The organism is Bradyrhizobium sp. 154 (assembly GCF_023073875.1).
GTDB lineage: Bacteria > Pseudomonadota > Alphaproteobacteria > Rhizobiales > Xanthobacteraceae > Bradyrhizobium.
Genome location: NZ_JADPKG010000072.1, coordinates 34,371 through 60,497, shown reverse-complemented (window position 1 = coordinate 60,497; position 26,127 = coordinate 34,371). Strand labels below are relative to the sequence as shown.

Genomic DNA, 26,127 nt, shown 5'->3' with positions numbered 1-26,127 from the left:
ATGTTTGAGCATGATCTCTTCGGAATGCCGCGGCACACTTTTCCGGATCATGCTCTAGCCGGCGAGCGCCGCGACCATCCGTCTGGCGTGATCGGCGAGCACGGCCATGTCTTCCTTGCGCGTCTGCGCCGGCAACAGCTCGATCCCGGACCTGACCGGCATGACGTGCATGTGCAGGTGAAAAACCACTTGGCCGCTGGCCGGCTCACTGAATTGCTGCAGGATAATACCCTCGGCGTCGAACGCCTTCATCGCCGCAATCGCGATCCGCTTAGCGGTTCTCGCAACCGCGGCGAGATCGTCATCGGCGATGTCGAGGATCCCGCGCGCCGGCGCGCGAGGAATGACCAGCGTGTGTCCGGGCGAGCGCGGCATAATATCCAGGAAGGCGAAGCTGCGGTCGTCCCTGAAAACTTCGAAGCAGGGAATCTCGCCGCGCAGGATCTTCGCGAAGACGTTTTGATCGTCATAGGCCGCCATGAACCCCTCCCATCGCTGCGAGGTACGATCAAACGCGCTCCTTTCCGTTGACGCAAGCAAGCCTGCGATCTATCCACGATGCCAAGCGAGATGGTTCCATTGACGACAGGCTTTGATCCCGGAAACAGCAGCTATACGCTTGCGATCAGCGGCAAGGCGAACCTCGAAATCACGCCCCAGGCGATCCGATATAGCCGGGAATTCATGCCGCAGTTCTTGCGTCGCCTGAAAAACGTCAGGCTCGGCGTCGGGCGATCGTTCGTTTCTGGGTCGGATTCAATATCGGCGCTTCTGGCCAACGATGATCGGATCTTCGAACAGAACCGCGTGCTGGATCCTCCGCCGTTGAAATGGCTGATGCGCCAAGTGGTGGAGAGTGTCCGGAAAACCTTCCCCCAACTCGGCGAAATTGAGATCGATAGCGCCTGGGGCGGCTTCGTCGATTGCACGCCGGACGCAGTGCCAGTGGTGTCGCAGGTGGACGGGGTGGAAGGCCTCGTCCTCGCGGCGGGCTGCTCGGGTCACGGCTTCGGTTTAGGCCCGGGGCTTGGCTATCTGGCCGCAGAGCTTGTCGCCAACGACAGGCCTAGCGTCGATCCCACTCCGTTCCGGCTGGCGCGTCTGGTCGATGGCTCGAAGCTGGACATCGCCGCCATATGAAGATCGAACCGGAAGTCAGGCAGTCCCAGAGGGGCGTTTCCTCCCCAACTTGAGTCACTCCTTCGGAGTGGCTCTTTCTTTATGGACAAGATGATTTGGCTGATCGAGGTGCCTCGGCCGAAGACCCACCGTTTGGACCTGGACGAAAGCATCGCCAGCTCGCCGGCCGATGGTTCAACAGGCAGGCGTCTCTCCCAATGGGCGAACGATCGTGCCGGCGTTCATGATGTCCGCCGGATCAAAGGCGGTCTTGATCCGGCGCATCGCCGCGTCGCGTCCGAGATCGCCGTACCGCTTCAGAAGGTGCTTCTTGAATCGACCGACGCCGTGCTCCGCGCTGAACGTGCCGCCGAGCGCCTCGAGCGCCGCGGCCGTGTCGTAGAGTTGCAGCGACAGGATGCCTTCTTCCACCCGCTTGGTGAACTCCAGCCCGTCGACGCCGGTAGGAACGAGCACGTTGTGCAGATTGCCATCGCCGACATGACCGTAGATGGACAGCTCAATGAGCCATCAATTCTAGCGTGTAACGCTCAAGCCGTAGCAAGCGGACATCAATCCAAGTTGCGGATATTGCCGGTCGATCGTGGCCACTTCTTTTCGCATCTGTGCGACGATCCAATCTCGGATTTCGGCGGCGATGGGCCGCATGGGCCGGTGGCGGGGCGGCAGAAACTCGCAGAGACGGCGTGTGGTGGCCAGTGTGTCGGAGGCCGGCACCAGTGCGCCGGTCAGAAGCCAATGCGAGGTCACCGTCAGCCAGCCGAGAGCGATGCCCTGACCTAGCAGGGCGGCCTGCACCACTACGGCATAATCCGTGAAGCTCAGTCCCTTGGCTACGCCGCGGCGCCCGGTCAGAAGCGATGGGTAATCCGCGGCCCAATCGCCCGGTGTCTCGGCAAGACGAATGATGGTGTTGCCCTCGGTAGGATCGGTCTCGCCGAGATAGCCGGGACTGCACATCGGCAGCATCACTTCTTTCATGACCAGCGTACCGCCGGAGGACGGCTCGTCGCGATCGCGGAAGCGCATGCCGAGATCGACATTCTCGACCGGCCCGCGCAGCGCGCCGGAGATCAGCTGAAAGCGCAGATCGACTTGCGGAAACTGTTTCTGCAGCTTGTCGATGCGTGGCATCAGCCAGTGTGTGGTGAAGGCGGAGGAGACCGACAGCGTCACCGTCTCGGTGCCCTTGCGGCGCCGCTCGATCTCGACGAGCCCGCTCTCGATGCTGCGGAAGCCTTCGAGCACACGGCGATACAAGAGCTCGCCTTCCTCGGTGAGCACCGCGCGCCCCGCTGTGCGATCGAACAGGCGAACGCCGAGATGCTCCTCGAACTGGCCGAGCATGCGGCTCACCGCCGGCTGCGTGACGTTCAGCTCGGCGGCCGCAGCCGTGAAGCTGCCATTGCGCGCCGCCGCGTCGAAGACGAACAGGGCGTTACTGGAAGGCAGCATGCGGCGCAGCTCGTGCATAACGTCATGTTATGGTCACGGTGAGAATTTGGCAATTGCCGAGTTTTCGCAAGTCTGGTGTCATCGACATGACAGCCCAAAGACAGGGGCTCTGAATGACGATTTGCTGCAGCGCACGCTTCGGCGGTGGCTGCACAGAATCCCTGTCTATAATGCAGGCTTATGGCGCGCAGCGAGGCACGCCAGCTAGGGACACGCGAGGTCGATCGTTGGACAAGCGAGCGGAAAGCGTCGAGATCAGGTCCGCCAGCAAGGCCTATGGCGCCGTTCGCGCCCTCGACGACGTTTCGCTCACTGTCGGCGCCGGTGAATTCGTCTCGCTGCTCGGCCCCTCCGGCTCCGGCAAGACCACGCTGCTCGGCATTCTGGGCGGCTTCATCCTGCCGACGTCAGGCACCATTCTCTTCGGTGGCCGCGACATCACCTATATGCCGCCGCACAAGCGCGATATCGGCGTCGTGTTCCAGAACTACGCGCTGTTTCCGCATATGAGCGTCGGCGAGAACGTCGCCTTTCCGCTGCGTGCGCGGCGCCTGCCGAAGTCCTCCTGGCCGGACAAGGTGCGCGCGGCGCTCAGCATGGTCGGCCTTGCCGGATATGAAGAGCGCGGCATTGCGCAGCTTTCCGGCGGCCAGCGGCAGCGTGTGGCGTTGGCGCGCGCCATGATCTTCGAGCCGCGCCTGATCCTGATGGACGAACCGCTCTCCGCGCTCGACAAGCAGCTGCGCGAATCCATGCAGATCGAGTTGCGCGCGCTGCACCGGCGAATCGGAGCCACCATCATCTACGTCACCCATGACCAGCGCGAGGCGCTGACCATGAGCGACCGCGTCGCGGTGATGAAGGATGGCAGGCTGATCCAGATCGACAAGCCTGAGCGCCTGCACGATCATCCCGCCGATTCCTTCGTCGCCAGCTTCATCGGCGAAGCGACGATGCTGCCGGTCCGCCGCGTCGATGCTTCCAGCGTCGCGCTCGGCAATGCCTTGCTGCGCAGCGCGCGTGCCATTCCCGATGGCGATGCCTTGATGCTGGCCGTGCACAGCGAAAAGCTGCTGATCGACGACGGTGCGCAGGATGAGGCCTGTAACCGGCTGACCGGGACCGTCACCGACATCGTCTACCAGGGCGAGAGCCTGCGCATTTTCCTCGCGCTCGCCGATGGCATAGCGCTCAGCCTGCGCCAGCCGAGCTACCACCAGGCCTATCACCGCATCCCACCGCTCGGCGGCAGCCTCACCGTCACGCTCCACCCCGAGGACACCATCATCGTGCCGAGGGTGGGGGACTGAACTCAAGCCTCATCCAACCCGAGAGAAGAAACTGATATGTCGACCCAAGCCGCGTTCAGCAATTTCAAGGTTCTCACCTTCGACGTCGTCGGCACCTTGATCGACTTCGAAACCGGCGTGCTCGAAGCCGTGCGCAAGATCGGAGGCAAGAAGGCGGCCGAGCTCAGCGACGAGCAGATATTCGAGCCCTACAAGCGTGGCCGCGACAAGCATTACGAGCGCTCGAGCGAGGTGATGTTCCACGTCTATCGCCATCTGGCCACCGAACTTGGGCTGCCAGCGGACGATGCGTCCTGCGACATGTTCCAGCTCTCCGTGCTGCGCTGGGGGCCGTTCCCGGATTCGGTCGAGGCGCTCAGGCGCCTGCGCACCAAATTCCGCTTGGTCGCGATGACCAACGCGGACCGCGTCGCGCTGTCCTGCTACGCGCACGCGCTGGGCAACCCCTTCGACGACACCGTCTGTGCCGACGACACGGGAGTTGCAAAACCGAACCCGGAATTCTTCGCCTACAACAGGGGCCGCCAGTCGGCGTTCGGCTACAAGCAATCCGACATCCTGCACGTCGCGCAGAGCCAGTATCACGACATCGGGATCGCGCGGAAGCTCGGCTACAAGGTGTGCTGGATCGAGCGCCGCCAGGGCATTGCCGGCTTCGGCGGCACGCCGGCGGTGGAGACGCTGACCAAGCCGGACTTCCACTATCCCACCCTGAAGGCGCTTGCCGACGCCGCGATCGGTCCGGCGGCGTAACGGAGAGCCGCGGCATGACAAGGGACTTCAGCACGCTGCCATCGGTCAATTCGCTGTGGGAAGCCACGGCGGACCCGGCGCGCGCGTTTCCCGTGCTGTCGGGCGAGAGCCAAGCGGATGTGGTGATCATCGGCGCCGGCTACACCGGCCTCTCCGCCGCGCACCACATCGCCAAAAGCGGGCTCAGCCCCGTCGTGCTCGAGGCGAACCGCCCCGGCTGGGGCGCGAGCGGGCGCAATGGCGGGGTGATCACGGCGAAATTTCGCCTGTCCTTCCGCGAGATCGATGCCTTACACGGCCGCGACATGGCACGGCGCATGTACGAGATCGCGCATGAATCGACCGACATGGTCGAGGAACTGGTCTCCGAGTTCGGCATCACCAGCGCGAACCTAGTGCGCACCGGCCAGGTCAAGGCCGCGCACAATGAAGCGACGCTAAAGGCCGCGATCGACGAGGCCAACTGGATGACGCGCGAGATGGGCTCGGCCGCGGTTCGCATTCTCGACAAGAACGGCGTGCGCGAGGAGACCGGCTCCGACATCTTTGTCGGCGGCGTGCTCAATCCCGGCTCGGGCGGGGTCCATCCGCTGAACTATTTGCGCGGCCTGGCAAATGGCGTGGCGAGCCGCGGCGTTCCGATTTTTCAGGAGTCGCCGGTCGTCAAGCTCCGGCGCGAGAAGGACGGCATCGTCGCCGAGACGCCGCAAGGCGCGGTGCGGGCGAAGCAGGCGATCATCGCCACCAACAGCTATTCGGATCTGACCGATGCCACCGTGCAGATACAGCGCACGCTGATCCCCTTCCGCAGCGCCATAATCGCGACCGAGCAGCTGCCACGCAATCTCGCGGGAAAACTGATGCCGACGGGGCGCACCTATACCGAGACCAAGCGCATGATGCGCTGGTTCCGCATGGTCGACAACCGCGTCATCTTCGGCGGCCGCGGCGCCTTCGGCAAGCAGGATTCGCAAGCCGCATTCGACGCCTTGCGCAAGGCGATGGTCGGCATCTTCCCCGATCTCGCCGATGTCCCGCTCGCATACAAATGGTCGGGGCTCGTCGCGATGACGCTGGACTCGGTGCCGCATATCGGCCGGCTCGACGACCGCACGCTGTTCTCGATCGGCTACAACGGTGCCGGCGTTGCGATGTCGAGCCTGATGGGCCGCTATCTCGCCGCCTTCGTGCGTGGCGAGACGCCCGACGTCGGCCTGCTCGATGCGCGGCGCATGAAGGCCATACCGTTCTATCCGCTGCGTGAGCCCGCCGTGCGCATGGTCGCGGGCTGGTATCAATTTCTCGATGCAATCGGTCAGTAAGATCTATTTGGAGAAGGCGAGGATGACCATGAAGCGCACTATTGGATTGGGCTGCGTCCTGCTGGGCGCAATCGGACTGACCAGTGCGGCCGATGCCGCCGAGCAGATCACCTTCGTCTCGCAAGGCGGGGCCTATCAGCAGGCCCAGACGGTGGCGATCCTCGATCCCGCCGCCAAGAAGCTCGGCATTACCATTAACCAGGACTCCATTCCGGATGCCTGGCCCGCGATCAAGACGCAGGTCGGCAGCGGCAAGCCGATCTGGGATGTCGTCGACACCCCGACCGGCAACTGCCTTCGCGGCGGCGAGCAGGGGCTGATCGAGAAGCTCGACTTTTCGAAGATTCCCAACGGCGCGGCGATGCCGGAGGCCTATCGCAGTCCCTATTCGGTGTCCTACGAGTTCTATTCCAGCGTGCTGTCCTACAGCCAGAAGACCTTCCCGAAGGACGCGCCGAACAGCTGGGCTGATTTCTGGGATGTCAAGAAATTCCCCGGCCGCCGCGCACTGCGCAACCACCCGTTCGCGACGCTCGAGGCCGCGCTGATGGCCGACGGCGTCGCGCCCGACCAGCTCTATCCGCTCGACGTCGACCGCGCCTTCAAGAAGCTGGAGGAGATCAAGCCGCATATCACGGTGTGGTGGACCTCGGGCGCGCAGTCGGCGCAGCTGCTCAATGACGGCGAGGTCGACATGGAGATGGCCTGGAACGGCCGCGTCAGCGCGGTCGCGAAGGAGGGCGCCAAGGTCGCCTTCACCTACAACCAGGGCATCCTGCAGAGCACTTCGCTCTGCATCCTCAAGGGCGCGCCGAATCTCGAGACCGCGATGAAATTCCTCAATGAGGCCGTTGATCCCGTGCACCAGGCCAATCTGCCGCTGCACATCGATTATGGCCCGGGCAACCCCAAGGCCTTCGAGACGGGCGTGGTCAAGCCCGAGCGCGCGGCGCAATTGCCGAGCGAGCCGGCCAATGCGGCGAAGCAAGCGCTGATGTCCTACGCCTGGTGGTCCTCGCCCGCGGGCGAAGCCGCCGAGAAGCGCTGGGCATCGTTCATGCAGAAGTAGGGCGAGGCAGCCTTGACGACATCCGTGCCAGATCCTTCCCAGAAGCATCAGCGCCGCGAGCACGGTCTGATGCTGGTATTGGTGTCGCCGGCGCTGCTGGTGATCCTGGCGCTGATCGTGCTGCCGGTCGGCTGGCTCACCTGGCAGTCGATCTACCATGACGGTTTCACGCTGGAGAATTATCGCCGCGTCTTCACCGAAGACGTCTACTGGCGCAGCTTTGCGCTGACCTTCGAGATCAGCCTCGCGGTCACTTTGATCGCGCTAATGCTCGGCTATCCCGTGGCCTACCTCGCCAACTCGGTGCCGAAAGGGTGGAGCATCCTGATCCTGTCGCTGGTCGTGCTGCCGTTCTGGACCAGCGTGCTGGTGCGCGCCTATGCCTGGCTGGCGCTGCTGCAGCGCACCGGCGTGATCAACCAGTTCCTGCGCTATCTCGACGTCATCAGCGAGCCGCTCGCGCTGGTCCACAACACGTTCGGCACGGTGGTTGCCACCGTGCACATCCTGCTGCCATTCATGGTCCTGCCGCTCTATGCCACCATGCAGAAGATTCCGAACGATCTCATGCAGGCCGGCGCCAGCCTGGGCGCGAGCCCGTCCCTGACCTTCGTCCGCGTGTTCCTCCCGTTGTCGCTGCCCGGCGTGCTCGCGGGCTGCACCATGGTGTTCGTGCTCTGCCTCGGCTTCTACATCACGCCGGAGCTGCTCGGTGGCGGGCGCACCGTGATGTTGTCGATGCTGGTGAGCCGCAATGTCGAGCTCTACAACCAGTTCGGCGCCGCGAGCGCGGTCGCCGTGGTGCTGCTCCTATGCGTGCTCGCGATCTTCTTCGTCGTCAGCCGTTTCATCTCGCTCGATCGCGTGCTGGGGCAGAAATGATGCGCGTCTCGCCCGCCCGGATCGTCCTCTACGTGGTCAGCGCGCTGGTGCTGGTCTATCTGATCCTCCCCGTTCTGATCATCGCGCCGATCTCGTTCTCCAGCGCGCGCTTCCTGACCTTCCCGCCTCCGTCCTTCTCGCTGCGCTGGTACCAGCAATACTTCTCAAATCCGGCCTGGATGCAGGCGACGCGGGTGACGCTGACGGTCGCGCTGCTGACCGTCCTGATGGCGACCCCGCTCGGCGCGGCCGCCGCCTATGCCATCAACCAGTCGAAGCTGCGGATCATGCGGCTGATCCACATGACGCTGCTGCTGCCGCTGGTGGTGCCGATCATCATCACCGCCGTCGGCATCTTCTTCGTTTATGCCAGGATCGGCCTGGTCGCGACCATGCCCGGTCTTGTGCTGGCCAACGTGATGCTGGGCCTGCCCTATGTCGTGATCTCGGTGCTGGCGGGTCTGCAGAGCTTTGATCCCGCGCAGGAGATGGTGGCGCGCAGCCTCGGCATGAATCGCCTGCGCAGCTTCTTCGCGGTGACGCTGCCGCAGATCAAGTCCAGCGTGGTCGCCGGCGGCATCTTCGCCTTCATCTCGGCGATGGATGAGACCATCGTCGCGCTGTTCATCTCCGGCGGGCAATACCAGCCGCTGACCAAGCGCATGTTCACGTCGCTTCGAGACGAGATTGATCCCACAATTGCAGCGATATCGACGCTGATGACGGCGGCTTCCTTCTTCCTCGTGCTGCTCGCAACTGGTCGACCGAGGAAGAAAACGTAGGGCGCACGCCATCTGAGGTCCGGTAGATTGAATCGTATAGGAGGGTGGGCGCCTAGTTCAGCTGCGCGTTGACAATGCGGATTCGTGCGACGAATGCCCATCTTCGGCCGGATAAGTCCAGTGGTACGACCAGTAAGTCACTGATTGTGCCCAACCCGTCGCTATCGCTTAATCAGCGGGTCCCAGGTTCGAGCCCTGGTGCGCCCACCAAGCTTTTCAACGGCTTGGGTATCTGGCGATACGGGTATTCCAGCAAGCGATCAGCGGCCTTTCAGCCGATCACCGTCTCAATTCGGATCGAGGAGTGATCGTGGTCTGTGCTCGTCTCTTTATTCTCGGCAAGATGCCCACGTCGCTGAATTTAGTCCGGGCCGAAAACATGCGCATCGTACAACTGGACATTCGCAGCCCGTCATCGGACTGCTACTCGCGCTGAGGCGATCGATGTCTTGCGCAGCGCGAGTCGCGCGTAGAGTTTCGGAACAATAGGACGCTTGCAGGTGATGTTGGTGAGGGTCACGCCGGCTACAGACGCGTGCGATACCTTGTTGCTCGGGGCGTTCGCGTGCGCGAGGCGGATGCTGATCGCCGTCGTTCTCCCGAGCGTCGTGCTTCCGCTCTTCGTACTTTCTCCCGGAGCCGCTGCAATTGAGCGAGCAGGCCAACGAGTTCGATCGTTGCGTGACGCAGAACAGCCAGACTGCAAATCCCACTACTCACGACAACACCCCCGAACAGGCCCTTGCCAAACCCGTGACGGGAAGCTCGAATTTGTGATGACCTGCCAATAACGTCTAAGCGATTGATCATCGCGCCGTCCGTTCGCTTTACGACGATACGCGGAAATATTTTCGCGCATTCTAACGCGTCGCAACAAAATGCCTGCATCGGGGAAAGGGAATTTGGACGCACTCTCTAGAACGGCCTCGTCATTTGCATCAGAACGAGGGAGCCGCACCAAGCATCTCCGCCGTCCGGATGATCGGCTCTTCGACCCAGGCCTCGCGGGCGAACCAGTTATGATTAGCCTGACAGATCGGACAACGAGTATTGCCGAAAAACACGATGCTCCGCAGGAAAGTCTCACGATCGGATTTGATGCCGGTCGTGATCGCGCGACCGGTTTGCGGGCACTTGACCATAATCATACCCATGCGAGCCTCCCTGAAATAATTTGATGGTTGAATAAGGGGCCGGCCGGCTGGAGTGCGCTCTCGTCGGTGCGGGTTAACTGGGGGGCATCGCACCTGGGGTCGTTTGTTCGAGCAAGGGGCAGCTTGCTCGTGACGACGCTTCTCCAACCGACCGGATTCCTGCTTGGCGAAATGGGGATATCGCCGGCTTTCGCTCGGCAACCTTGAATGGTGCTGCGACCTCAACCGAAAGCTTCTGGGAGGCGCCTAACAATAGTCATGTCCAAATCCCTGCGGTTTCGCGCGGAACGTTCCGCTTGCAATGAAACCATTATCTTGGTCTTGACGGACAGATCAGCCCACCGGATCACTGGTATCGCTCCCTCGTGCAATTCGTTAATATTCGCTGTCCTTATTTAATGTGCGAACTAAAATTTGCATTGTCGGTCTGATTTGCGACTCTCGGCCGATTTATTTTGCGGGTGCTGCACGGCACGATGTCCCTCACCGAAATATCGGTCTTTCCTCCTTGGCTATAGCAGCCCCGCATTGCCGTCGTCGAGTTCGCTGCGTGCTGCGGCTTGCTCGTAGGTATTAAATGGTTACGCGAGGTTCAAATATGAAACAAATTTTGATTATGCGATAAATATGCAAATTTCGTTGTTAATTGCTGCCAATCACGTAAGCTAAACTCGTCCAAGTTCGTGCGACTGGAGGAGACGATGTGGGAATCAATTCTTAACAAGCACAACCTCACCTCGAATACACTGCAGTTGGCTCAGATGCGCGCTGAATTGCTAAGCATTGGCGAGAAGGAGCGCATTCTGAGAGAACGGAGTGCCGATCGCGAAGCTTATCGGTACCTGTTGGATGCTCATCGGTTGATTGCGAGAGCGAGCCTTCTTGGAAAGCAGGTGTTGAACATTTCTCCGCAGGGAGGGGGCAAGGACGGTCAGCTGGCGGCCTGACCGGCCGGATTGTCATTTTCGAAACGAGCCCGATCGGGTGGCCTGTGTTCGGCTGAACGGGAATTGCAGCGTCGCAGGCCGGGCTAGACTGAATCTCGCGGGCGATGGCCGTGTCCTTGGTGCCGCGACAATAGCGCCTCCCAGACGCTGTCGCCGGCTCGTCGGTACAGGGCGAGGCGGATTTGTTCACATTGGTTGGAGCCGTGCTGGAAAGATCGTCGGCAGAGATGGTGTTGAGACCGGCTCCGGATGCAGTGTTCGCGCTGCTGGAGGGTCGATCAATACTCTTCAGCGAAGCAGGGCAGAAGATTTTTGAACTGGACCGAGTAGGGGCATTCATTTGGTGTAAGTTGGCACAAGGCGCCTCTCTGGAAGAGATTTGTCAGGGGCTTGGTGCGCTAGGCATTGACGAGCAAACGGCACGCCAATTCACGCGACAGGCTGTAAATGTCTGGATCGATCGAGCGTTGCTTGAAGTCGATCGGCGAATGCCGGCCGATTTTGCCTTCTCAGCGGTCCTGGGTCGGCACAGAATAGGCATCCGGGCTGCAAATCGGAACCTCTTGAATCGGCTGCTTCCGCTATTTTGTGTTCCGGACCAGAACGCCGGCTGCGACGTCGACATTGCCGTCGAGGCAATGATGCTGGACGAGCAAGTGTTCTTCCGGGGAGAGGATGCCCGCATCTCCAGATGTGAAGTCGAAGCGCTGGCCCCCACGATCAGAGCTCACATCACCGAGCGGCTCATTCGAAGCAGTCGTTGGGTCTTCTCCCTTCATGCGGCTTCTCTCGTGAAAGACGGCATGGGCCTGCTGTTATGCGGCCAACCGGGAGCTGGGAAATCTACCCTCACACTGCAACTGGTTGACGCCGGACTTCGGTATGCTGGCGACGATGTTGCGCTGGTTGGATCTGACGGAACGATCTGCGGGCTTCCGTTTGCGCTCACCCTCAAGCAGGGATCGTGGGGCTTTCTCTCGCGACTACATGGCGACCGGCACGACGCGACGCACTGCCGTTCCGACGGCGTTCTGGTGCGGTACGTACCCATTCCGGATGCACAGAATCGATGCTTTTCCGCAAGCTGGGTGATCTTCTTGAACCGAGTCGCGAGCGGTCCGGCCGAACTGACCGCGATAGATCAGTTGGATTCGATGAAGCGGCTCATCGAGGACGCATTTGCTGCTGACGGACGACTTTCGCAGGCCGGCTTTTTCGCTTTGAAGCGGATTGTCGCGGGAGCGCGATCGCTTCAACTCACCTATTGCGAGGCCGTGGAGGCTCGGCGATTGATTATGGATTTGTGCAATGGCAAGACATAGCGCCGCACTGACGAGCCTTTGCAATTGCTTGCGAGGCATGCCACCGGTCAATGTAGAGTGGACGCCCGTAATCGGGCTCGCAAACCAGACTCTGACGACGCCGGCGCTCATCGATTTTGTCGACAAATTCGCATTGATGCTGCCGGAGGACGTCTGCACATATATTCGCCAGATCCACCGCCGAAACGTGCTGCGCAACAATCGGCTCATCGCCCAACTGGAAGAAGCGGTCGTTGCGATGAACAGCTTGGGAATTACGCCGATCATGCTCAAGGGGGCATCGACACTGGCGACCGCGCCGGAGGAGCGACGAGGCGTTCGGTTAATGTCTGACCTGGACATCATGATTATGCCAGAGGAGGCCAGAACGGCAGTCGCCGCTCTATGTGCAATTGGTTACGATATCGATTACCAGGCCCCTTCCGAAAGCCAGAGATGGCACGTCGAGCTGAATCGGTCGCAGGATGTCGGGACCATCGACCTGCAGCGGGCAGCTCCAGGTCCTGCGTACCTCTACCAGAGCTTCGGGCATGCGCTGAACCATTGCGTCCCTGCGCCGCTGGGACGGGGACGCGTCTATATCCCCAGGCCTACCTACCAAGCGCTCATGTTGATCATCCATGATCAGTTTCAAGACTATGGTTATTGGCTCGGCGACCTCGACCTGCGGCACCTTGTTGAATTACGCGATCTAAGCAATTCCGCCGAGGGCCTCGATTGGGGGGAGCTTAGCTCTCTTGTCTCGGGCGAGTTGATGAAGAACGCAGTCGAAACCCAGCTGTTCGCTCTTGCTGAGCTGCTGGGCGTCGAGATTCCGCACGCGTTGCGCTCCCGACTGATTCCGCGCCTGCAGTTCATGCGGCAGTTGATGCAAGCACGCTTTCCGGCCACACGCGTGGCCCTCCTGGCGATGAACATTCTGGACCTCAGAAACTACCGCAGGGAGGCGGCCGTTGTCTCGACAAGAACCAGCGCGAACCGACGTGGATTGTGGTCTGTGCCAAGAGCGAGAACCTTACAATTTCTGCTGAATGCGACGACCGCAGTTCGCGCGGGAAAGGTCTAGTGCCTGTGACCGTCACACGAGCGTTCTCGAGAGATCGTGGCGGGAGGTCTTGGCTGAGCGGGTTTTCGATCCGCTACCTGCTCCAGGTGGGTGGGCGGCTGCCCCAATCCGCAGGACTGAACATTCTCAGTCGGTCCGAGGTGCGCCCAATGGCGCAGAGCTAGGAATGCTCTCGACCACCAGGATTCCCTTCGGACGATTCGCCGTTCTCGCGGATTTTGAACTCCTCCAGCGTGTGGCCTGATTGGAGGGCGGCAACCAGCCAGCGGGGCTGCTTACCACGTCCTGACCAAGTCTCTGTTGGCTGGAGCGGGTTGTAGTACTTCGGTACGACCTTCGGGTATTTGCGACGGGGCTGGCTGGTCCCCGTCTCAGACGCCCCGCTTTCAGCTTCGCCGAATTGATCCGGCTGGTTGAGTTGCGCAAGACGCTTTTCCAGTTCCCGCTTTTCGGCGGTGATCTTTTCGGCGAGAATCTTCGTCAGCTCCTCGTGAAGGAGCCAGAGTTCCTCGAAATCCATGGCTTCGAGATCTTGCCTTCGCATAGCATTTCTCGTCACCGTTCGACTGATGCCCCTACCTGCCTGTCATCTCCACGCCGAATATCGTTGTTCGCGCGGCGAGTTACGGACAGGGACCGAGACCGGTCTTTCAAATTTGACGCGACAATAAATAAATAGTATATTATTTAATATTATATCGCGAGCGTTATTTTCAGTCGACGTATTGAAAGGCCAGAAGCCTTGCTGCAAGCCCGAAAAGAAACATTGGACGCTATTGACTGCCCTATGGGGCGCCTTGAAGCGGCGATCAGCCGGTTTATCGCTCCGTCGGCTGCATTGGCCGACATCCAGGCTTTGAAGCTGCAAATCCAGCTGCGAGGGCTCGCGCTAAGAGACATCGCAATCATAAGCTCGCGATTGCGGCAGGCCGATGGTCGCATTTCAGGTGGATTGTCGACTACGAAAGGCGGCCTCGCGCGCCGGGCCTATCCGCCGAGAGTGCGGCGCGGCAGATTGATCCCACGGCCCGCTTAACGTGCATTCTTCGCTTGAGTGGAGGCGTCGGTGCACGTAAAGCGCGTGATGGCTTTGGCCGAATGAAATTGAGGGGGATAGTTCATTTTTCCGTCTTGATTAGAACCGGCGACGCAGTTATGTGGAGCACGAACTTGTCGTTCGGTTCCACATATTTTTGTAATGTTGACCCTCTTGGTTCTTGATTACCCGGCCGGGGCAATATTAAATGGGCGCAACTACAGGATGCTAGCATGTCGACCAAGAAGCTCGAACTAGAAGCGATGTCCCTCGACGATCTATGGTCGCTTCATGAGGAAATTAGCGGCATTTTGTCGGATCGAATCAAGGCCGAAAAGCAGGAACTGGAGAAGCGCCTGGCGGTTCTCGGCGGTGGCATAGCTGTGTCAGCCGAAATTGGGGGGGCGGGTGTCTCTCCGACCGGCAAACCGAGGCGCAAATATCCGCGCGTGCTGCCGAAATACCGCAACCCGCAGACTTCCGAAACCTGGTCGGGACGTGGCAAGCGGCCGCGGTGGTTGGTTGCTGCCATGAAATCCGGCCGTCGGATCGAGGAGTTTCGCATAGGGGAAGCGGCTCCGAAGTATCGGCAACGGGCGTGAATTGCCGTCCATGGGCCGGCGTGGCGCCGCGATCCTGTTCGCTTAACAGGCGTTGCGCCCCCGCAGCACTTCCATGGGAGTTCGCAGCAGGATTGCGAGGTCTAGCCGAAGACTCCAATTGTCGATATACCAGAGATCGTACTCCACACGTCGCTCAACCATGGCCGCTGTAGGCGTTGGTCCACGGCAGCCATGGATTTGAGCCCATCCGGTCAATCCGGGTCTCACTCGGCGCCGGAAGGCGTACTTCCGGACGAGCTTTTCGAACTGTCCGTCGTGGGCCACGGCATGGGGGCGTGGGCCCACCAGTGACATGCTGCCGTCGAGGACGTTCAACAACTGCGGCAGCTCGTCGAAGCTCGTTCGCCGTAGCCATCTGCCAACCCTGGTGATGCGAGGATCAAGAGGCGTTGCCTGAACGACGACAGGTCCATTCTCGAGCACATGCATCGTCCGAAACTTTCGGATGGAAAATATTCGGCCATTGAAGCCGCATCTTTGTTGTTTGAAGAGGATCGGACCGGGAGAATCCAGTCTGATCGCGACCGCAGCCATCGCGAGCAATGGTGCAAAGACTATCAAAGCAAATCCCGCGCCGATAATATCAATTATTCGCTTGCTTGCGCGCTCGATTGCGGTGAGGGGGCCCGGCTGGATTTCCACGCAAGCGGCACTTCCCAAGCTCCTCGCCGGATGTCGAAGCAGTTCGGATGCGGCACCAACCGGGACGAACACGATAGGGAATGGCAGCACCCTCAGGTCGGAGATAAAGGCACGAAGGTCGGCCCAACGTTCCGGATTGGCCTCCAGCACGATTTTATCGACTTCGGAATTCCGAATATGTTCGATCACGCGGCAGCTGAGCCGTTTTCTGGAACCGGGGTCCGAGCTCATCGCAGGCAACCCAAAGCGGCCCTTAACGCAATAGCCGAGGACCGCAAGAGTCTCCGACAGACCAGCATGATTCGAAGGCGGCTGATCGGTGATCAGGACGAGATTCGTCCGAGCGAACCTCCTGCCACTGAAGCATTTTATTAGCAGTGTCCTGGCAACGCACCGTTGCGCAATCAAAGATGCCAGGCCGAGTGCCGCAAACAGGAGGCCGGCACCTCGGAAGAACTGTGGCTTGTCATCCAGCATCTCTACAGCGGCGGCCAGGAGATGCAACAAAATCCACGTGAGGCAAATAGCGCGAACTTGGCTTCGGAGAACGAGGAGTTCTGTTGGCCGATACAGCCCCCTGCCTTTCAGAATGTAGACAAAAGATACTGATGCTGCTGCCGCGTAGGCGCATGCCTGGCCTAGGCCAGCTGGTGCCGGGCTGCCGGGTGAAAGAAGCGCGGAAAGGAAGCCGGCGAATAGAATGGTCGCGATATCGGCGCAGATCGCTACGAATTCAACAGAGTCGTACCGGACGGGCCATTTGCCTTCATCAGCAATGGACGATCGTGAGTTGACGAGAGCTAGATCGCTCTCATGGTCGCCGATATGCCGGTTGATAAAATTCATGGCCAATCAACAGGAGCGCATGCGGTTAATAATTAATATATTATGAATTTAAATATATTATTCAACCTGAATTGGTCGCAATTTGATAAATTTAATCGGATCTTGGACGCCCGCCCGATTATCAATCAGGACCGATCTGGGCGCGATCGGACACACTGCTGGAAAACGCTATGGGCCTTGCGAGCGCAACTTGTGGAGGTAGCTTGGGTCGAGCTCCGAAATCGAGCTCTCGGCAAGCGCCCTGCCGTCTGCCGATGCCGATTGGTATGCAGCGGCGATAGCTGGCCCGAGTGCGGTCCGGCCGGTAATCGCAACTTTAAGATCGCGCCGGATAAGATCTCGTAGCTCAGGATCCTTGATCGCAGCGTCAATGCCGAGAGCGACGGAAAGCCGTAGTGGAATAAGATCCAGCGCGTTTGGTGCAGTATAGTAGGACATCCTAAGTAAGCTTGCCGTGTCATAAGTCGCCGCGTGCTGCTTTGAAAGCGCCGCCAGCATGAGCCAAACGTCGCCTCGAAGGGGCGAGTATTCCAGCACTGCAGAAAAAGCATTTAAGTCCGTGGACCGGCCGGTGTTCTGCGGGTCCGTGGCCTTGTCAGACCTGAGGCGCACAGTTGCAGCGGCGACATCCTCGCGCGTGGATTGGTGCGCTGAGATCAAGGCTTCGTTCGAACCGGCAACCGATGTATCAGAGAGGCGATCACCAAACGGCCAACTTTGCGAGACCATCAAAGCTGCTTGCGCAGCCAACAGCAATCCGATCATTGTCAGAACAACGCGTGTCAGAGGCCATGGGAAAGCGAAGATGGCCGAATGAATTCGTCGCGCTGCCGTGGCTCGGTCGCTGGCGTCCTGTGTAGGCTGCCGCAACTTGATGGATTCCACGTCGCGGGCTGTACCGGACAGGCTTTGAGCGAAAGCCAGGCCGTAGACCGCCGCCACCAACAGTGATGTCCATAAATCGAAAAGGCCGTTTTCGGCAAAGGCCAGTATTGTCAACGATACGCAAGCGCCTGCGCCGACGGCTGGATATAGGTAAGCCTGATTGCGAGACAACGCGCGCCCGAACAAGATGCAGGCGCTGATGACGGTGACTATCAATAGCCCGCAGAGGAACGTACGTCCCATTTCGACCGCGACCGCCGCGGCAGCGGTCGGCCGTTCGCGCATTGGGACCATGCCAACGTCTCCATAAATCGGCAGAAGCACAACAAAAGTGCCTGCACCGGTCCCGATCGGGTGAGTGTCCTGTAGCATCCGCTCGGTTGCGGCCCGAGTTTGCGTCGATAAGGCAATCGTCAGGTCAGCATTCCGATTGATCGGAACGAAAGTGAGGCTGGCGACGAACAACATGGTGGCGGTTGAGAGAACACCAGCTCTGCCCCACAGGCCAAAGAACCATTTGCGAATTGCGACCACCGTGAGGATGATTGTCACCCCGAGCAGCACGGCAATCAGCGCTGTCGAACCGCTACAAAGTGCGATCGCCACAAGCGAGACGATCAATGATAGAAACGCGCTGCTAAGAATGGCGAGCGGTCCTGTCGGCGAGCGAGGCGATCGTCTAGGCCGCCGTAACTGGTCGATCGCACGGATAGCCATTGCAGTGGAGAGAAGGACACCAAGTGCTGCCGCGGTCGAGCCGGTCCAAGCTTGTTCGGCGGGCCAGGAGCCACTCAGGTTGTTGTTTCTCCAGATCGAAAATATACAGCTGACGGCGGTGATCGATACAAGGATATAGAGGACCTGCGCCGCCCGATGTGTGTCCAGAGCAACGACCGCGGTGACGAGGGCGGCAGCGAGGACAATGTTGTAATGTGAAAGCGCCAGTACCGTCTCGTGTACATCAACCGAGAACCTCTGTGCGAGAGGTTGGTGTAGAGCGGCCGACGCCGTCGCCCAGATCTGATTGCCGAGCCCGCGGAGCGGGATCGGAACAACTTGCAGTGCGATCCAAAGCACGGGTGCGGCAAGAGCCAGAATTATAAGGGGTCGCAGAAGCCTTGCGAAGGAGGCGAGGGTTGACGGCTTGGCGAAGAGGCCGATGGCCAGTATAGCGGCCGCAAGAATGCCCGATAGCACCACTGGACTCTTTAGGTTCTCGACCACAGCAAAAGCCGCAGCGACCGCCGCAGGCACAGCGAGCATTGCAGACTGGACAACCATTTTACACCATTTCTGACTCTGACCCGCTCAAACCAAGGGCATGTTGCAGCAGGCGCCTGACTCCATCGTTTTGGCTCGACGCGAGTTAGAGGGGGTCATCCTAAGAGACCGACAAGCCATATCTGACGTAGTGGCTGTCATCGTAGTAATCACTCCGGTGAGCGTCGTACCGTGCCATTGCCCTTATATCGGTCTTGTTAAGGACGACGCCGATCAAGGAATCGGAGATGGTCGGCGCAGTATGCAGGGCATGCTGAACCACATCGATTTTCGTCCGTCCCCATTCGACGACGAGAACGTAGCAGTCGACCAACGGCGCAGTGACACGCACGTCTACCAGGGGCGAGAGTGGCGGGAAATCAACTATGACGTAGTCATAGGTCTGCCGCAAACGGTCGAATAGCTTGCTTATGTTTTCGGCGGAAAGGATCTCGCTCGTATGAAGGATAGGGCCACGCCGGACGGCTGGCAAGAATGCAAGATTGGTTCTGGGGTCGTGCCACAGCGCTTCTTCGAGCGAACGCTTTCCGTTCGCCACCTCGAGTAAACCGAATGCAGCTTTCGGAGCCATGGCCGCAGAGAGTGAAGGGTTTCTAAGGTCGCAATCGACGACAATAGCTCGCTTACCGCTATGTCCGATGAGGTGAGCTAGAGAGGCTGCAATCGTCGTCTTGCCCTCATTTGGCAGAGCCGACGTGATTCCGATCACTTGGTTGGAGGCCTTCGCGGGGGTGTGGTCTATAGCGAGCTTGATCGAACGGATGGCTTCCGTGAAGCGGGAGAGCGGCATCCCGATGACGGCTCGGTGAAGCGTCGGAACGTTTGAGATCGTGCGTGATCGCAGATCTTCATCCGGTTGCTGGGATCGGGCGGTAGACTTCTGCCCCTTCGGAGACGACAGCAAGGGGACCAGCGACAAGCACGGCAGCTCCAGTGCGGTCTCCACCTGTGAGGACGTGCGGAAAACTCTGTCCAAAACATCTCTCAGAAGAGCCAAGCCGATCCCGAGTGCTAGCCCGGCGGCCAAGCCGAAACCGAGCACCAAGTTTGCCTTCGGCTTGCTCTTGCGCTCCGGCGGGGAGGCGGGAAAGATCACCCGTGTTTCCGAAATCGGAAATGTCTCCTGCTGGGTCGCCCCCATGGAGTGCTGCAGAAACGCCTCATGCATGGCGCGCAGACTTTTCGCTCGGCTCTCCAACTCCCGTATTGTCAGTTCTGCTGAGTTCGTCAGGCGTGATTGCGAGACGGCGCGAGCAAGTTGCTTCTCGAGCTCCTGCTGCCGCTGCTGAGCAGCTTCCAATTCGTTTCTGCTGGTTTCGGCGAGCCTCTTAACTTCTTCGAGGATGGATGTGCGAATGTCGCGTATCCGAGTGCGCAGGTTGACAACCGCCAGATGGTCGCGGCCGAACCGGGCTGACCAATCGGCTTCGCGACGTGACAACTCGAGATATTGCTGGCGAAGCGTATTGATGATCGCGCTCTGGAGGACATCGGCACTCGCCGCGTCAGGAGCGCTGACGGTGGAGGAGCCAGCTGCATTGGCGCGTAGGACGGCGTCGAAGCGGTTGAACTTGACCTGTGCATCGGAAGTCTGGGTTCGGGCAGCGACCAATCGGGCGTTGAGATCGTTGACGGGCTGTTCATCAATCGATTTTCCGCCGGTCGAGACGATGTTATTTTGGGACTTATATGCGCTCACGGCGCGTTCGGCCGTCAGTGCTTGCTCATTGAGGTTTTGGAGACGTTCCTGCAGCCAACTCGCTGCCGTTCGCGTGGCCTCGAATTTCGCATTCATCTGGTCGTTAATGTACGCGTTGGCCACGGCATTGGCGATCTCCGCCGCGCGTTCCGCGCTGCTCGAACTGTAGCTAACCTCGATGATCTTGCTATATCCGATCCTGTACGCGGAGAGCCTATCCAGCAACGCGGCGATCGCGCCTTCCGTGGGCGTATCAGCCTTCGAATCGTGCTCCGGCTGCTGACCGCGGTTTCGAATGCGATACAGTAGCGAGCTGAAGGACCAACGTGAACCCGTAAAGTCTGGATCGTTGGCGAGATTCAGCTGCGTTATGACTGCTGCTGCAATCCCCCGCGACCTTATCATCTGCAGTTGCGTTTCGATTTGGGCCGCGTCGACGACCGGCTCTGGAAGGAGTGACTGCTGCTGAACGAACTGAGCTCGAGGATTCGACAGCAGGATCTGTACTTGAGCTGTGTAGGTCGGGGGAGCGAACCGCAGGTAGAGCATCGCGGCTGCGAATACGAGAGCGGCGGTGACGATGATCATAAGATATCGACGCCTTGCAAAGATGACCGCGAACTTGACGAGATCGCCGATTCCCCCGCCGTTCATCTCGTTCGACTGGGCGGGGCTGGCCAGAGGAAAGCGTGTTCTGTCGGTCTGTAGAAGATTGCTCTGATGAAGCATGGGGTACCTGTCTGGCTCGGGAACACGTCGGTTTGGTCGCCCGCATGCGAGCGTTTGGTATATGATTTATTAAATGAATATAACGTAGAAAAATATGATTGCCAAATTAAATGTTATTCGGGTATTAATTGAACGGCGGTCCACGGAAGGGGCCTTTTTGGCCAATTCTGCGCGGAGTCGCTGTTGCGCGCCGGACGATAATCGGCGGATGGAATTAAATGTATTTGAATTATGGTGGTTAAAGGATGGCCCGGCGGGACCGATCGTGAAGGAAGAAGCGTGGCGGGTCTCCCCGATCATTCAACGACATTCGAACGCCTTGAATGGACCGCGTGCTGGCATAGCGATGCGACTGGGCTCAAGAAATCGAACTCCTCCCGCGCTGCAGACGCGTGGCATATGCGAGCGCCCATCATGACGGCTCGAATGACAACGGCGAAGGCAGTTTCGACGAGAGCAATTTCGATCGGTGCTTTGAAGACTTCGTTGCGCCTTCTGGCGGGACTGAGCACTACGTACGGGAGGACGCTTTCATGCTGGAAGTACGGTGTTTAGAGATCCCAGATATAAAGATCATTCAAACGGATCGAGTATCCGACGCGCGGGGTTATTTCTGCGAGACATTTCAGCGATCGGCATTCGCAGAGAAAGGGATTCTCGTCGATTTCGTTCAGGACAATCAATCCAGCTCAGATCAGGTCGGGACAGTCCGGGGCTTGCACTTCCAGCGACCGCCGTTCGCCCAGGCCAAGCTCATACGAGTGCTAAGCGGCGCCATCCTGGATGTCGCGGTCGATCTTCGGCGTTCCTCGGCGACCTTCGGAAAGCATATAGCTGTCAAGCTGGATAGCAAAACGGGTGAGCAACTGCTTGTCCCCAAAGGCTTTGCGCACGGTTTCTGCACGCTGCAACCTGAGACCGTCGTGTTCTACAAGGTCGACCAGGTCTACGCTCCAAGCCATGACGGAGGGCTCTATTGGGCCGATCCGGCCCTGGGGATCGAGTGGCCGGTGACAACAGTCGATGCCCAAGTGTCGCCAAAAGACAGGTCCCTGCCCAGGCTGGACCAGCTTATGGCCATTTTCGAGTGACGGAGAGCGGTCAGATGCGCGTTCTGGTGACCGGGGGAGCGGGATTTATCGGCTCTGCAGTGTGCCGTAGCTTGGTGCTACAGAAGGGCGCTGCAGTGATCAATGTCGACAAGCTGACCTATGCGGCCAACTCAGCCTCGTTGGCGTCTATCGAGGGGCGAAAGTCATACTTGTTCGAGCAGCAGGATATCTGCGACCGCGAGGCCATGGATTTCGTGTTCAGCAGCTACCAGCCTGACGCGATCATTCACCTCGCAGCCGAGAGTCACGTCGACCGCTCGATCACCGGCTCGGCCGCTTTCATTGCTACGAATATCGTGGGGACCTACACGTTATTGGAAGCAGCCAGAAAATATTATGAGGGCCTCTCGGTATCACGACGAAAGCGGTTTCGCTTCGTTCACGTCTCGACAGACGAGGTCTACGGCTCACTCGGACTTGCCGACTTCTTCCGGGAAGAAACGCCTTACCAGCCGAGTTCGCCCTATTCGGCGAGCAAGGCAGCCTCGGATCATCTCGCGCTTGCATGGTTCAAGACCTATGGCCTGCCGGTCATTGTATCGAATTGCTCGAACAACTACGGCCCGTTTCAATTTCCAGAAAAGCTCATCCCCTTGATGATTCTTAATGCGATCGAGCGCAAGCCGCTGCCGGTGTACGGCGACGGCCGAAACGTGCGCGACTGGCTGCATGTGGAAGATCATGCGGCAGGTTTGATCACGCTTCTGTCGGAAGGTAGGCCCGGCGAGAAGTACAATTTCGGCGGCGATAGCGAACGCTCGAACCTCGACGTAGTTACCCAGATCTGCGACGTCGTCGACAGGTTGTATCCCGGTCCGGCAACGCGACGATCGATGATTACCTTTGTGCCGGATCGTCCGGGACACGATGTCCGCTACGCGATCGACGCGTCGAAAGCTCGCCGTGAGCTCGGCTGGCGGCCCACAAGAACGTTCGAGCAGGGGCTGACCGAAACAGTCGCATGGTATCTCAAGAGCCGCGCGTGGTGGGAGCGTGCCCGCAGCGGGGTTTATGACGGCTCGCGTCTAGGGCTCTTGGCTACACAACATTGAGGCTGAGAATGATGGAAAGGCCCATTTTCATTGCTGGTCGCAACGGTCAGTTGGCAAGGTGTCTTCATGACCTCGCGGTGCTGCACAGCATGCCCGTGGTCTCCCTTGGACGCAGCGAACTCAATCTGGAGACTCATGGGGAACTCCGACGGGCGATCGATCCATTCGCACCGTCCATGATCATCAACGCTGCCGCTTACACGGCGGTGGACCTAGCAGAATCGGAAGTAGCAAGAGCCTTCAGCATTAATCGCGACGCAGCGGCCGCGTTGGCCGATGTCGCATGGCAAATGAATATACCGTTCATCCAAATCTCAACCGACTATGTCTTTGACGGCACAAAGCTGGATGCTTACGAGGAAAGCGATGTTCCAGCGCCAATGAATGTGTACGGCGCATCGAAGCTCGCGGGCGAAGCTGCCGTTCTAGCGGCTCACCCGCTCGCAACGGTAATTCGCACTTCATGGCTTTATAGTCCCCACGGCAACAACTTTGTTCGGACGATGCTGCGGCTCTGTGAATCGCAACCAGTCGTCAGAGTCGTTCAGGATCAATGCGGAAATCCGACTTCCGCGCTCGACCTTGCGTCGGCGATCCTTCAGCTCTCAGCGCGGCTGCTAACCCGCGATCGTAGAGCCATGGCCGGCATCTTTCATCTTGCCGGACAGGGTGAGACGACTTGGCATGGGTTTGCCCAAGCGATTTTCGACTTGCTCGCTCATCGCGGAATCCGAGTGCCGCAGCTTGAGGCGATCACGAGCGAACAGTACCAGACGGCCGCGCGACGGCCGCGGAATTCGCGCCTCGATTCATCCAAGGCAGAACGCGTCTTAGGCATTCGATTGCCGTTATGGCGCTGTTCTCTCGAAACTTGTCTCGACCAACTCCCGGAAGGTAGAATCGATGCTGAAAGGAATTGTGCTGGCTGGGGGCAGCGGAACTCGACTGTATCCAATCACGAGAGCGGTGAGCAAGCAGCTACTGCCCATCTATGACAAGCCGATGATCTACTATCCCTTGTCAACGCTGATGCTGACAGGCGTGCGCGAGATTCTTATCATAACCACACCATCAGATCGGTGTCAGTTTGAGCGCCTATTGGGGGACGGCAGTCAATGGGGAGTTAGGCTCAGTTACGCGGAGCAGCCCCGACCCGCCGGTCTGGCGGATGCGTTCATTGTCGGCGCAGACTTCATCGGGAGCGATCGTGTTGCGATGGTGCTTGGAGATAACATCTTCTTTGGCGACGGCCTGAGCGAAATGCTCGCAAGGGCTGCCGAGCGTGAGGAAGGTGCAACCGTTTTCGCCTATCATGTACGAGACCCGGAGAGGTATGGCGTCGTTACGTTCGACGAGGGCGATCGCGCGCTGCGGATCGAGGAGAAGCCGAAGCAGCCGAGCTCGAACTGGGCGATCACAGGTCTCTATTTCTTCGACAACAACGTCGTGCGCTACGCACGGCGCATTGAGCCGTCGTCGCGCGGGGAACTCGAGATCACCGATCTGCAGATGCAGTATCTTTCGGCCAAGGCGCTCCATGTCGAGCGGATGGGACGGGGGTTCGCTTGGCTAGATACCGGAACAGTGGAGTCGCTGATCGATGCGGCTATGTTCGTGCAGACGCTTGAAAAGCGCCAGGGCATGAAGGTTGCTTGCCTTGAGGAAATTGCGTTGGGGCAGGGATTCATCGAGCGCAACCAGATCGAAGAGTTGGCGCGACCGTTGGAGAAGAGTGGCTACGGTCAGTATTTGCGCGAGATCGGGTCTCTCCTGACTTGAGTCTCGGGTTGAGTCATCCGCAGACATTGGAACGAGTCGACTCATGGTTCTTCGATGAACATCAACCCAATCAACAGTGGGACTTTGATGCCCGATCTCTCGCAAAATTCCCCGCTGGTGCGCTATGCGCTCAGCGGATTGGAGCGGTGTTGGCTACCTGAACACGGCTGCTGGTCACATATCTACCATCTGGACGGGCGCGCTTCGCCGAACGAGTCTTTACGGCGCAGCGATGTATTCTACACGCTTAACGTTCTGCTCGGAATGTCAAGGATAAAGGAGGTTCCTGGCAGCATCAATCTAGCGGAAACATTCCATCGGAATGCGGTCCAGCTCACGGTCCTTTCGGTACCAAAGTATGCACTCGGCATGGCGCTTTGGGTTTCCGCAGAACTCAGCCTCGAGCTGCCCGAGCAAGTTAGGCGTGAAGTGAAGGCGCTCTTGAGCGATCAGGGGGGGTGGAAGACATTTCGGGCCCAAGATTTGGGTATGCTATTGACGGGCGTGGTGGCTCAGGCCAGGGCCGGCGGCAAGGAGTGGGCGCCTTTCGCCGCTCCGCTGTATCGCTTTCTCCAAGAGCGATTCTACACCGGATCAGGGCTATTCTTCGACGCAGCATCGGGATTTCGGCGGCGCTTCGCTTCGTTCGCGACGCAGATCTATCTCTCAATTGCGTGCTATCACTACGGTGAATTCGCAGGCGAGTCATCCGCACTCGCCATGGCAGAGGCCTGCGTGCGCAAGTTGATTGCGCTTCAAGGCCCCGACGGCGAGTGGCCCTGGTTCTTCGATGCGGCTGGTGGGCGCGTGCTTGATTTCTATGAAGTCTACTCGGTGCACCAGTATGGCATGGCTCCGGCGTTGCTTGAATGGGCAGAGCGCTACCGGGTTCGGGGGGCGCGGAATGCCCTAGTCAAGGGATTTACCTGGGTACTGGGCAAGAACCAGCTTCGCCGCTCGATGCTGGTGCCCGATCTCGGGCTGACCATCCGATCTCAGCTCCGCAAGCAGGAGCTGACAACGAGGGCGCCCAGGATGCTGCGCGCAATCACAAACGCCTACTCCGGACACGAGTCCGGGCTAATTGAAAATGCCGGTGTCGGACTTCGGCTGGAATGCCGTAGCTACGAACTGGGCTGGATATTGTGGTCATTCGGTCAGCGAGCTGACTTGCTGGAACTGACCCACAACTCGGCCTTTGGCAAGGTACCCATGCCGGCCTGACGCCGTCGGACGAACGC

24 protein-coding genes are annotated in these 26,127 nt (G+C 59.4%); 16 read left to right on the top strand and 8 right to left on the bottom strand.

Annotated features, from left to right (window positions below; all coding sequences use genetic code 11):
• Positions 1–54: 54 nt before the first annotated feature.
• Complete coding sequence (locus IVA92_RS18030; RefSeq protein ID WP_247281196.1) at positions 55–480, bottom strand: HIT family protein; 426 nt, start codon at positions 478–480, stop codon at positions 55–57.
• A gap of 99 nt (positions 481–579) precedes the next feature.
• On the opposite strand from IVA92_RS18030, the gene IVA92_RS18025 reads away from it, so the two are divergent.
• Positions 580–1,140: an FAD-binding oxidoreductase gene (locus IVA92_RS18025; protein ID WP_247281195.1), complete on the top strand. Its 561-nt coding sequence runs from the start codon at positions 580–582 to the stop codon at positions 1,138–1,140.
• A gap of 174 nt (positions 1,141–1,314) precedes the next feature.
• On the opposite strand, the gene IVA92_RS18020 is transcribed toward IVA92_RS18025, so the two are convergent.
• A complete protein-coding gene (locus tag IVA92_RS18020; protein ID WP_346015522.1) occupies positions 1,315–1,632 on the bottom strand; it encodes an FAD-linked oxidase C-terminal domain-containing protein in 318 nt (105 codons plus the stop codon).
• A 24-nt stretch (positions 1,633–1,656) separates the two neighbouring features.
• On the bottom strand, positions 1,657–2,613 hold the full coding sequence (locus IVA92_RS18015) for a LysR family transcriptional regulator (RefSeq protein WP_247281193.1): 957 nt from the start codon (positions 2,611–2,613) through the stop codon (positions 1,657–1,659).
• A 209-nt stretch (positions 2,614–2,822) separates the two neighbouring features.
• Here IVA92_RS18015 and IVA92_RS18010 point away from each other — a divergent pair, with 209 nt between their 5' ends.
• The 6 genes from IVA92_RS18010 to IVA92_RS17985 all read left to right on the top strand — a co-directional run bounded on the left by IVA92_RS18010 (position 2,823) and on the right by IVA92_RS17985 (position 8,713).
• Positions 2,823–3,905 carry an ABC transporter ATP-binding protein gene (locus IVA92_RS18010; RefSeq protein ID WP_247281192.1) on the top strand — a complete coding sequence of 361 codons (1,083 nt, stop codon included), beginning with the start codon at positions 2,823–2,825 and terminating at the stop codon, positions 3,903–3,905.
• A gap of 36 nt (positions 3,906–3,941) precedes the next feature.
• Positions 3,942–4,658: an HAD family hydrolase gene (locus IVA92_RS18005; RefSeq protein ID WP_247281191.1), complete on the top strand. Its 717-nt coding sequence runs from the start codon at positions 3,942–3,944 to the stop codon at positions 4,656–4,658.
• A gap of 14 nt (positions 4,659–4,672) precedes the next feature.
• Complete coding sequence (locus IVA92_RS18000; RefSeq protein ID WP_247281190.1) at positions 4,673–5,980, top strand: FAD-binding oxidoreductase; 1,308 nt, start codon at positions 4,673–4,675, stop codon at positions 5,978–5,980.
• A gap of 22 nt (positions 5,981–6,002) precedes the next feature.
• On the top strand, positions 6,003–7,049 hold the full coding sequence (locus tag IVA92_RS17995) for an ABC transporter substrate-binding protein (protein WP_247281189.1): 1,047 nt from the start codon (positions 6,003–6,005) through the stop codon (positions 7,047–7,049).
• A 69-nt stretch (positions 7,050–7,118) separates the two neighbouring features.
• The gene (locus IVA92_RS17990) at positions 7,119–7,931 is read left to right on the top strand and encodes an ABC transporter permease (RefSeq protein WP_247281211.1); all 813 of its coding nucleotides are present in this window, start codon (positions 7,119–7,121) and stop codon (positions 7,929–7,931) included.
• Positions 7,928–8,713 (top strand): ABC transporter permease, encoded by a 786-nt coding sequence (locus IVA92_RS17985; RefSeq protein ID WP_247281188.1) that lies wholly within the window; start codon positions 7,928–7,930, stop codon positions 8,711–8,713. The genes IVA92_RS17990 and IVA92_RS17985 overlap by 4 nt, the downstream gene beginning before the upstream one ends.
• A 938-nt stretch (positions 8,714–9,651) precedes the next feature.
• Here the strand turns inward: IVA92_RS17985 and IVA92_RS17980 are convergent.
• Entirely contained in the window at positions 9,652–9,867 is a 216-nt protein-coding gene (locus tag IVA92_RS17980) for a hypothetical protein (RefSeq protein ID WP_247281187.1), read from the bottom strand.
• Positions 9,868–10,568: 701 nt separating this feature from the next.
• Between IVA92_RS17980 and IVA92_RS17975 the strand changes: the two genes are divergently transcribed.
• The 3 genes from IVA92_RS17975 to IVA92_RS17965 all read left to right on the top strand — a co-directional run bounded on the left by IVA92_RS17975 (position 10,569) and on the right by IVA92_RS17965 (position 13,202).
• A complete protein-coding gene (locus IVA92_RS17975) occupies positions 10,569–10,814 on the top strand; it encodes a hypothetical protein (RefSeq protein WP_247281186.1) in 246 nt (81 codons plus the stop codon).
• A 182-nt stretch (positions 10,815–10,996) separates the two neighbouring features.
• Positions 10,997–12,136, top strand: coding sequence for a PqqD family peptide modification chaperone (locus IVA92_RS17970; protein WP_247281185.1), 1,140 nt, complete (start codon positions 10,997–10,999; stop codon positions 12,134–12,136).
• On the top strand, positions 12,123–13,202 hold the full coding sequence (locus IVA92_RS17965; RefSeq protein ID WP_247281184.1) for a nucleotidyltransferase family protein: 1,080 nt from the start codon (positions 12,123–12,125) through the stop codon (positions 13,200–13,202). The genes IVA92_RS17970 and IVA92_RS17965 overlap by 14 nt, the downstream gene beginning before the upstream one ends.
• 160 nt (positions 13,203–13,362) lie before the next feature.
• Here the strand turns inward: IVA92_RS17965 and IVA92_RS17960 are convergent, their stop codons facing one another.
• On the bottom strand, positions 13,363–13,746 hold the full coding sequence (locus tag IVA92_RS17960; RefSeq protein WP_247281183.1) for an H-NS histone family protein: 384 nt from the start codon (positions 13,744–13,746) through the stop codon (positions 13,363–13,365).
• Between the two features lie 725 nt (positions 13,747–14,471).
• Here IVA92_RS17960 and IVA92_RS17955 point away from each other — a divergent pair.
• Positions 14,472–14,840 carry an H-NS histone family protein gene (locus IVA92_RS17955; protein ID WP_247281182.1) on the top strand — a complete coding sequence of 123 codons (369 nt, stop codon included), beginning with the start codon at positions 14,472–14,474 and terminating at the stop codon, positions 14,838–14,840.
• A gap of 42 nt (positions 14,841–14,882) precedes the next feature.
• On the opposite strand, the gene IVA92_RS17950 is transcribed toward IVA92_RS17955, so the two are convergent.
• The 3 genes from IVA92_RS17950 to IVA92_RS17940 form a co-directional block, all read right to left on the bottom strand.
• Positions 14,883–16,349, bottom strand: a complete 1,467-nt coding sequence (locus IVA92_RS17950; RefSeq protein ID WP_247281181.1) for an exopolysaccharide biosynthesis polyprenyl glycosylphosphotransferase — start codon at positions 16,347–16,349, stop codon at positions 14,883–14,885.
• Between the two features lie 168 nt (positions 16,350–16,517).
• On the bottom strand, positions 16,518–18,515 hold the full coding sequence (locus IVA92_RS17945; RefSeq protein ID WP_247281180.1) for a hypothetical protein: 1,998 nt from the start codon (positions 18,513–18,515) through the stop codon (positions 16,518–16,520).
• 100 nt (positions 18,516–18,615) lie between these two features.
• Entirely contained in the window at positions 18,616–20,943 is a 2,328-nt protein-coding gene (locus IVA92_RS17940; protein ID WP_247281179.1) for a Wzz/FepE/Etk N-terminal domain-containing protein, read from the bottom strand.
• A gap of 392 nt (positions 20,944–21,335) precedes the next feature.
• On the opposite strand from IVA92_RS17940, the gene rfbC reads away from it, so the two are divergent.
• From rfbC to IVA92_RS17915, 5 genes are read left to right on the top strand one after another with little or no spacing between them, the layout of a single operon-like run.
• Entirely contained in the window at positions 21,336–22,034 is a 699-nt protein-coding gene (rfbC, locus tag IVA92_RS17935) for a dTDP-4-dehydrorhamnose 3,5-epimerase (RefSeq protein ID WP_346015613.1), read from the top strand.
• Between the two features lie 14 nt (positions 22,035–22,048).
• Positions 22,049–23,107, top strand: coding sequence for a dTDP-glucose 4,6-dehydratase (rfbB, locus tag IVA92_RS17930; protein WP_247281178.1), 1,059 nt, complete (start codon positions 22,049–22,051; stop codon positions 23,105–23,107).
• Between the two features lie 8 nt (positions 23,108–23,115).
• Positions 23,116–24,102 carry a dTDP-4-dehydrorhamnose reductase gene (gene rfbD / locus IVA92_RS17925; RefSeq protein WP_247281177.1) on the top strand — a complete coding sequence of 329 codons (987 nt, stop codon included), beginning with the start codon at positions 23,116–23,118 and terminating at the stop codon, positions 24,100–24,102.
• On the top strand, positions 24,011–24,886 hold the full coding sequence (gene rfbA, locus IVA92_RS17920) for a glucose-1-phosphate thymidylyltransferase RfbA (RefSeq protein ID WP_247281176.1): 876 nt from the start codon (positions 24,011–24,013) through the stop codon (positions 24,884–24,886). Before rfbD ends, rfbA begins: the two co-directional genes overlap by 92 nt.
• Before the next feature lie 54 nt (positions 24,887–24,940).
• On the top strand, positions 24,941–26,110 hold the full coding sequence (locus IVA92_RS17915) for a hypothetical protein (protein ID WP_247281175.1): 1,170 nt from the start codon (positions 24,941–24,943) through the stop codon (positions 26,108–26,110).
• The last annotated feature ends 17 nt before the right edge of the window (positions 26,111–26,127 follow it).

Bases quoted from the DNA above. Each gene is read 5' to 3' on its own strand.
- rfbD (WP_247281177.1), top strand. From the start codon at position 23,116: ATGATGGAAAGGCCCATTTTCATTGCTGGTCGCAACGGTCAGTTGGCA.
- IVA92_RS17940 (WP_247281179.1), bottom strand. From the start codon at position 20,943: ATGCTTCATCAGAGCAATCTTCTACAGACCGACAGAACACGCTTTCCT.
- IVA92_RS17975 (WP_247281186.1), top strand. From the start codon at position 10,569: ATGTGGGAATCAATTCTTAACAAGCACAACCTCACCTCGAATACACTG.
- rfbA (WP_247281176.1), top strand. From the start codon at position 24,011: ATGCTGAAAGGAATTGTGCTGGCTGGGGGCAGCGGAACTCGACTGTAT.
- IVA92_RS17965 (WP_247281184.1), top strand. From the start codon at position 12,123: ATGGCAAGACATAGCGCCGCACTGACGAGCCTTTGCAATTGCTTGCGA.
- IVA92_RS17950 (WP_247281181.1), bottom strand. From the start codon at position 16,349: ATGAATTTTATCAACCGGCATATCGGCGACCATGAGAGCGATCTAGCT.
- IVA92_RS17990 (WP_247281211.1), top strand. From the start codon at position 7,119: ATGCTGGTATTGGTGTCGCCGGCGCTGCTGGTGATCCTGGCGCTGATC.
- IVA92_RS17980 (WP_247281187.1), bottom strand. From the start codon at position 9,867: ATGGGTATGATTATGGTCAAGTGCCCGCAAACCGGTCGCGCGATCACG.
- IVA92_RS17985 (WP_247281188.1), top strand. From the start codon at position 7,928: ATGATGCGCGTCTCGCCCGCCCGGATCGTCCTCTACGTGGTCAGCGCG.
- IVA92_RS17955 (WP_247281182.1), top strand. From the start codon at position 14,472: ATGTCGACCAAGAAGCTCGAACTAGAAGCGATGTCCCTCGACGATCTA.
- IVA92_RS17960 (WP_247281183.1), bottom strand. From the start codon at position 13,746: ATGCGAAGGCAAGATCTCGAAGCCATGGATTTCGAGGAACTCTGGCTC.
- IVA92_RS18000 (WP_247281190.1), top strand. From the start codon at position 4,673: ATGACAAGGGACTTCAGCACGCTGCCATCGGTCAATTCGCTGTGGGAA.
- IVA92_RS17945 (WP_247281180.1), bottom strand. From the start codon at position 18,515: ATGGTTGTCCAGTCTGCAATGCTCGCTGTGCCTGCGGCGGTCGCTGCG.
- IVA92_RS17995 (WP_247281189.1), top strand. From the start codon at position 6,003: ATGACCATGAAGCGCACTATTGGATTGGGCTGCGTCCTGCTGGGCGCA.
- rfbB (WP_247281178.1), top strand. From the start codon at position 22,049: ATGCGCGTTCTGGTGACCGGGGGAGCGGGATTTATCGGCTCTGCAGTG.
- IVA92_RS18005 (WP_247281191.1), top strand. From the start codon at position 3,942: ATGTCGACCCAAGCCGCGTTCAGCAATTTCAAGGTTCTCACCTTCGAC.
- IVA92_RS18030 (WP_247281196.1), bottom strand. From the start codon at position 480: ATGGCGGCCTATGACGATCAAAACGTCTTCGCGAAGATCCTGCGCGGC.
- IVA92_RS17915 (WP_247281175.1), top strand. From the start codon at position 24,941: ATGAACATCAACCCAATCAACAGTGGGACTTTGATGCCCGATCTCTCG.
- IVA92_RS18015 (WP_247281193.1), bottom strand. From the start codon at position 2,613: ATGCACGAGCTGCGCCGCATGCTGCCTTCCAGTAACGCCCTGTTCGTC.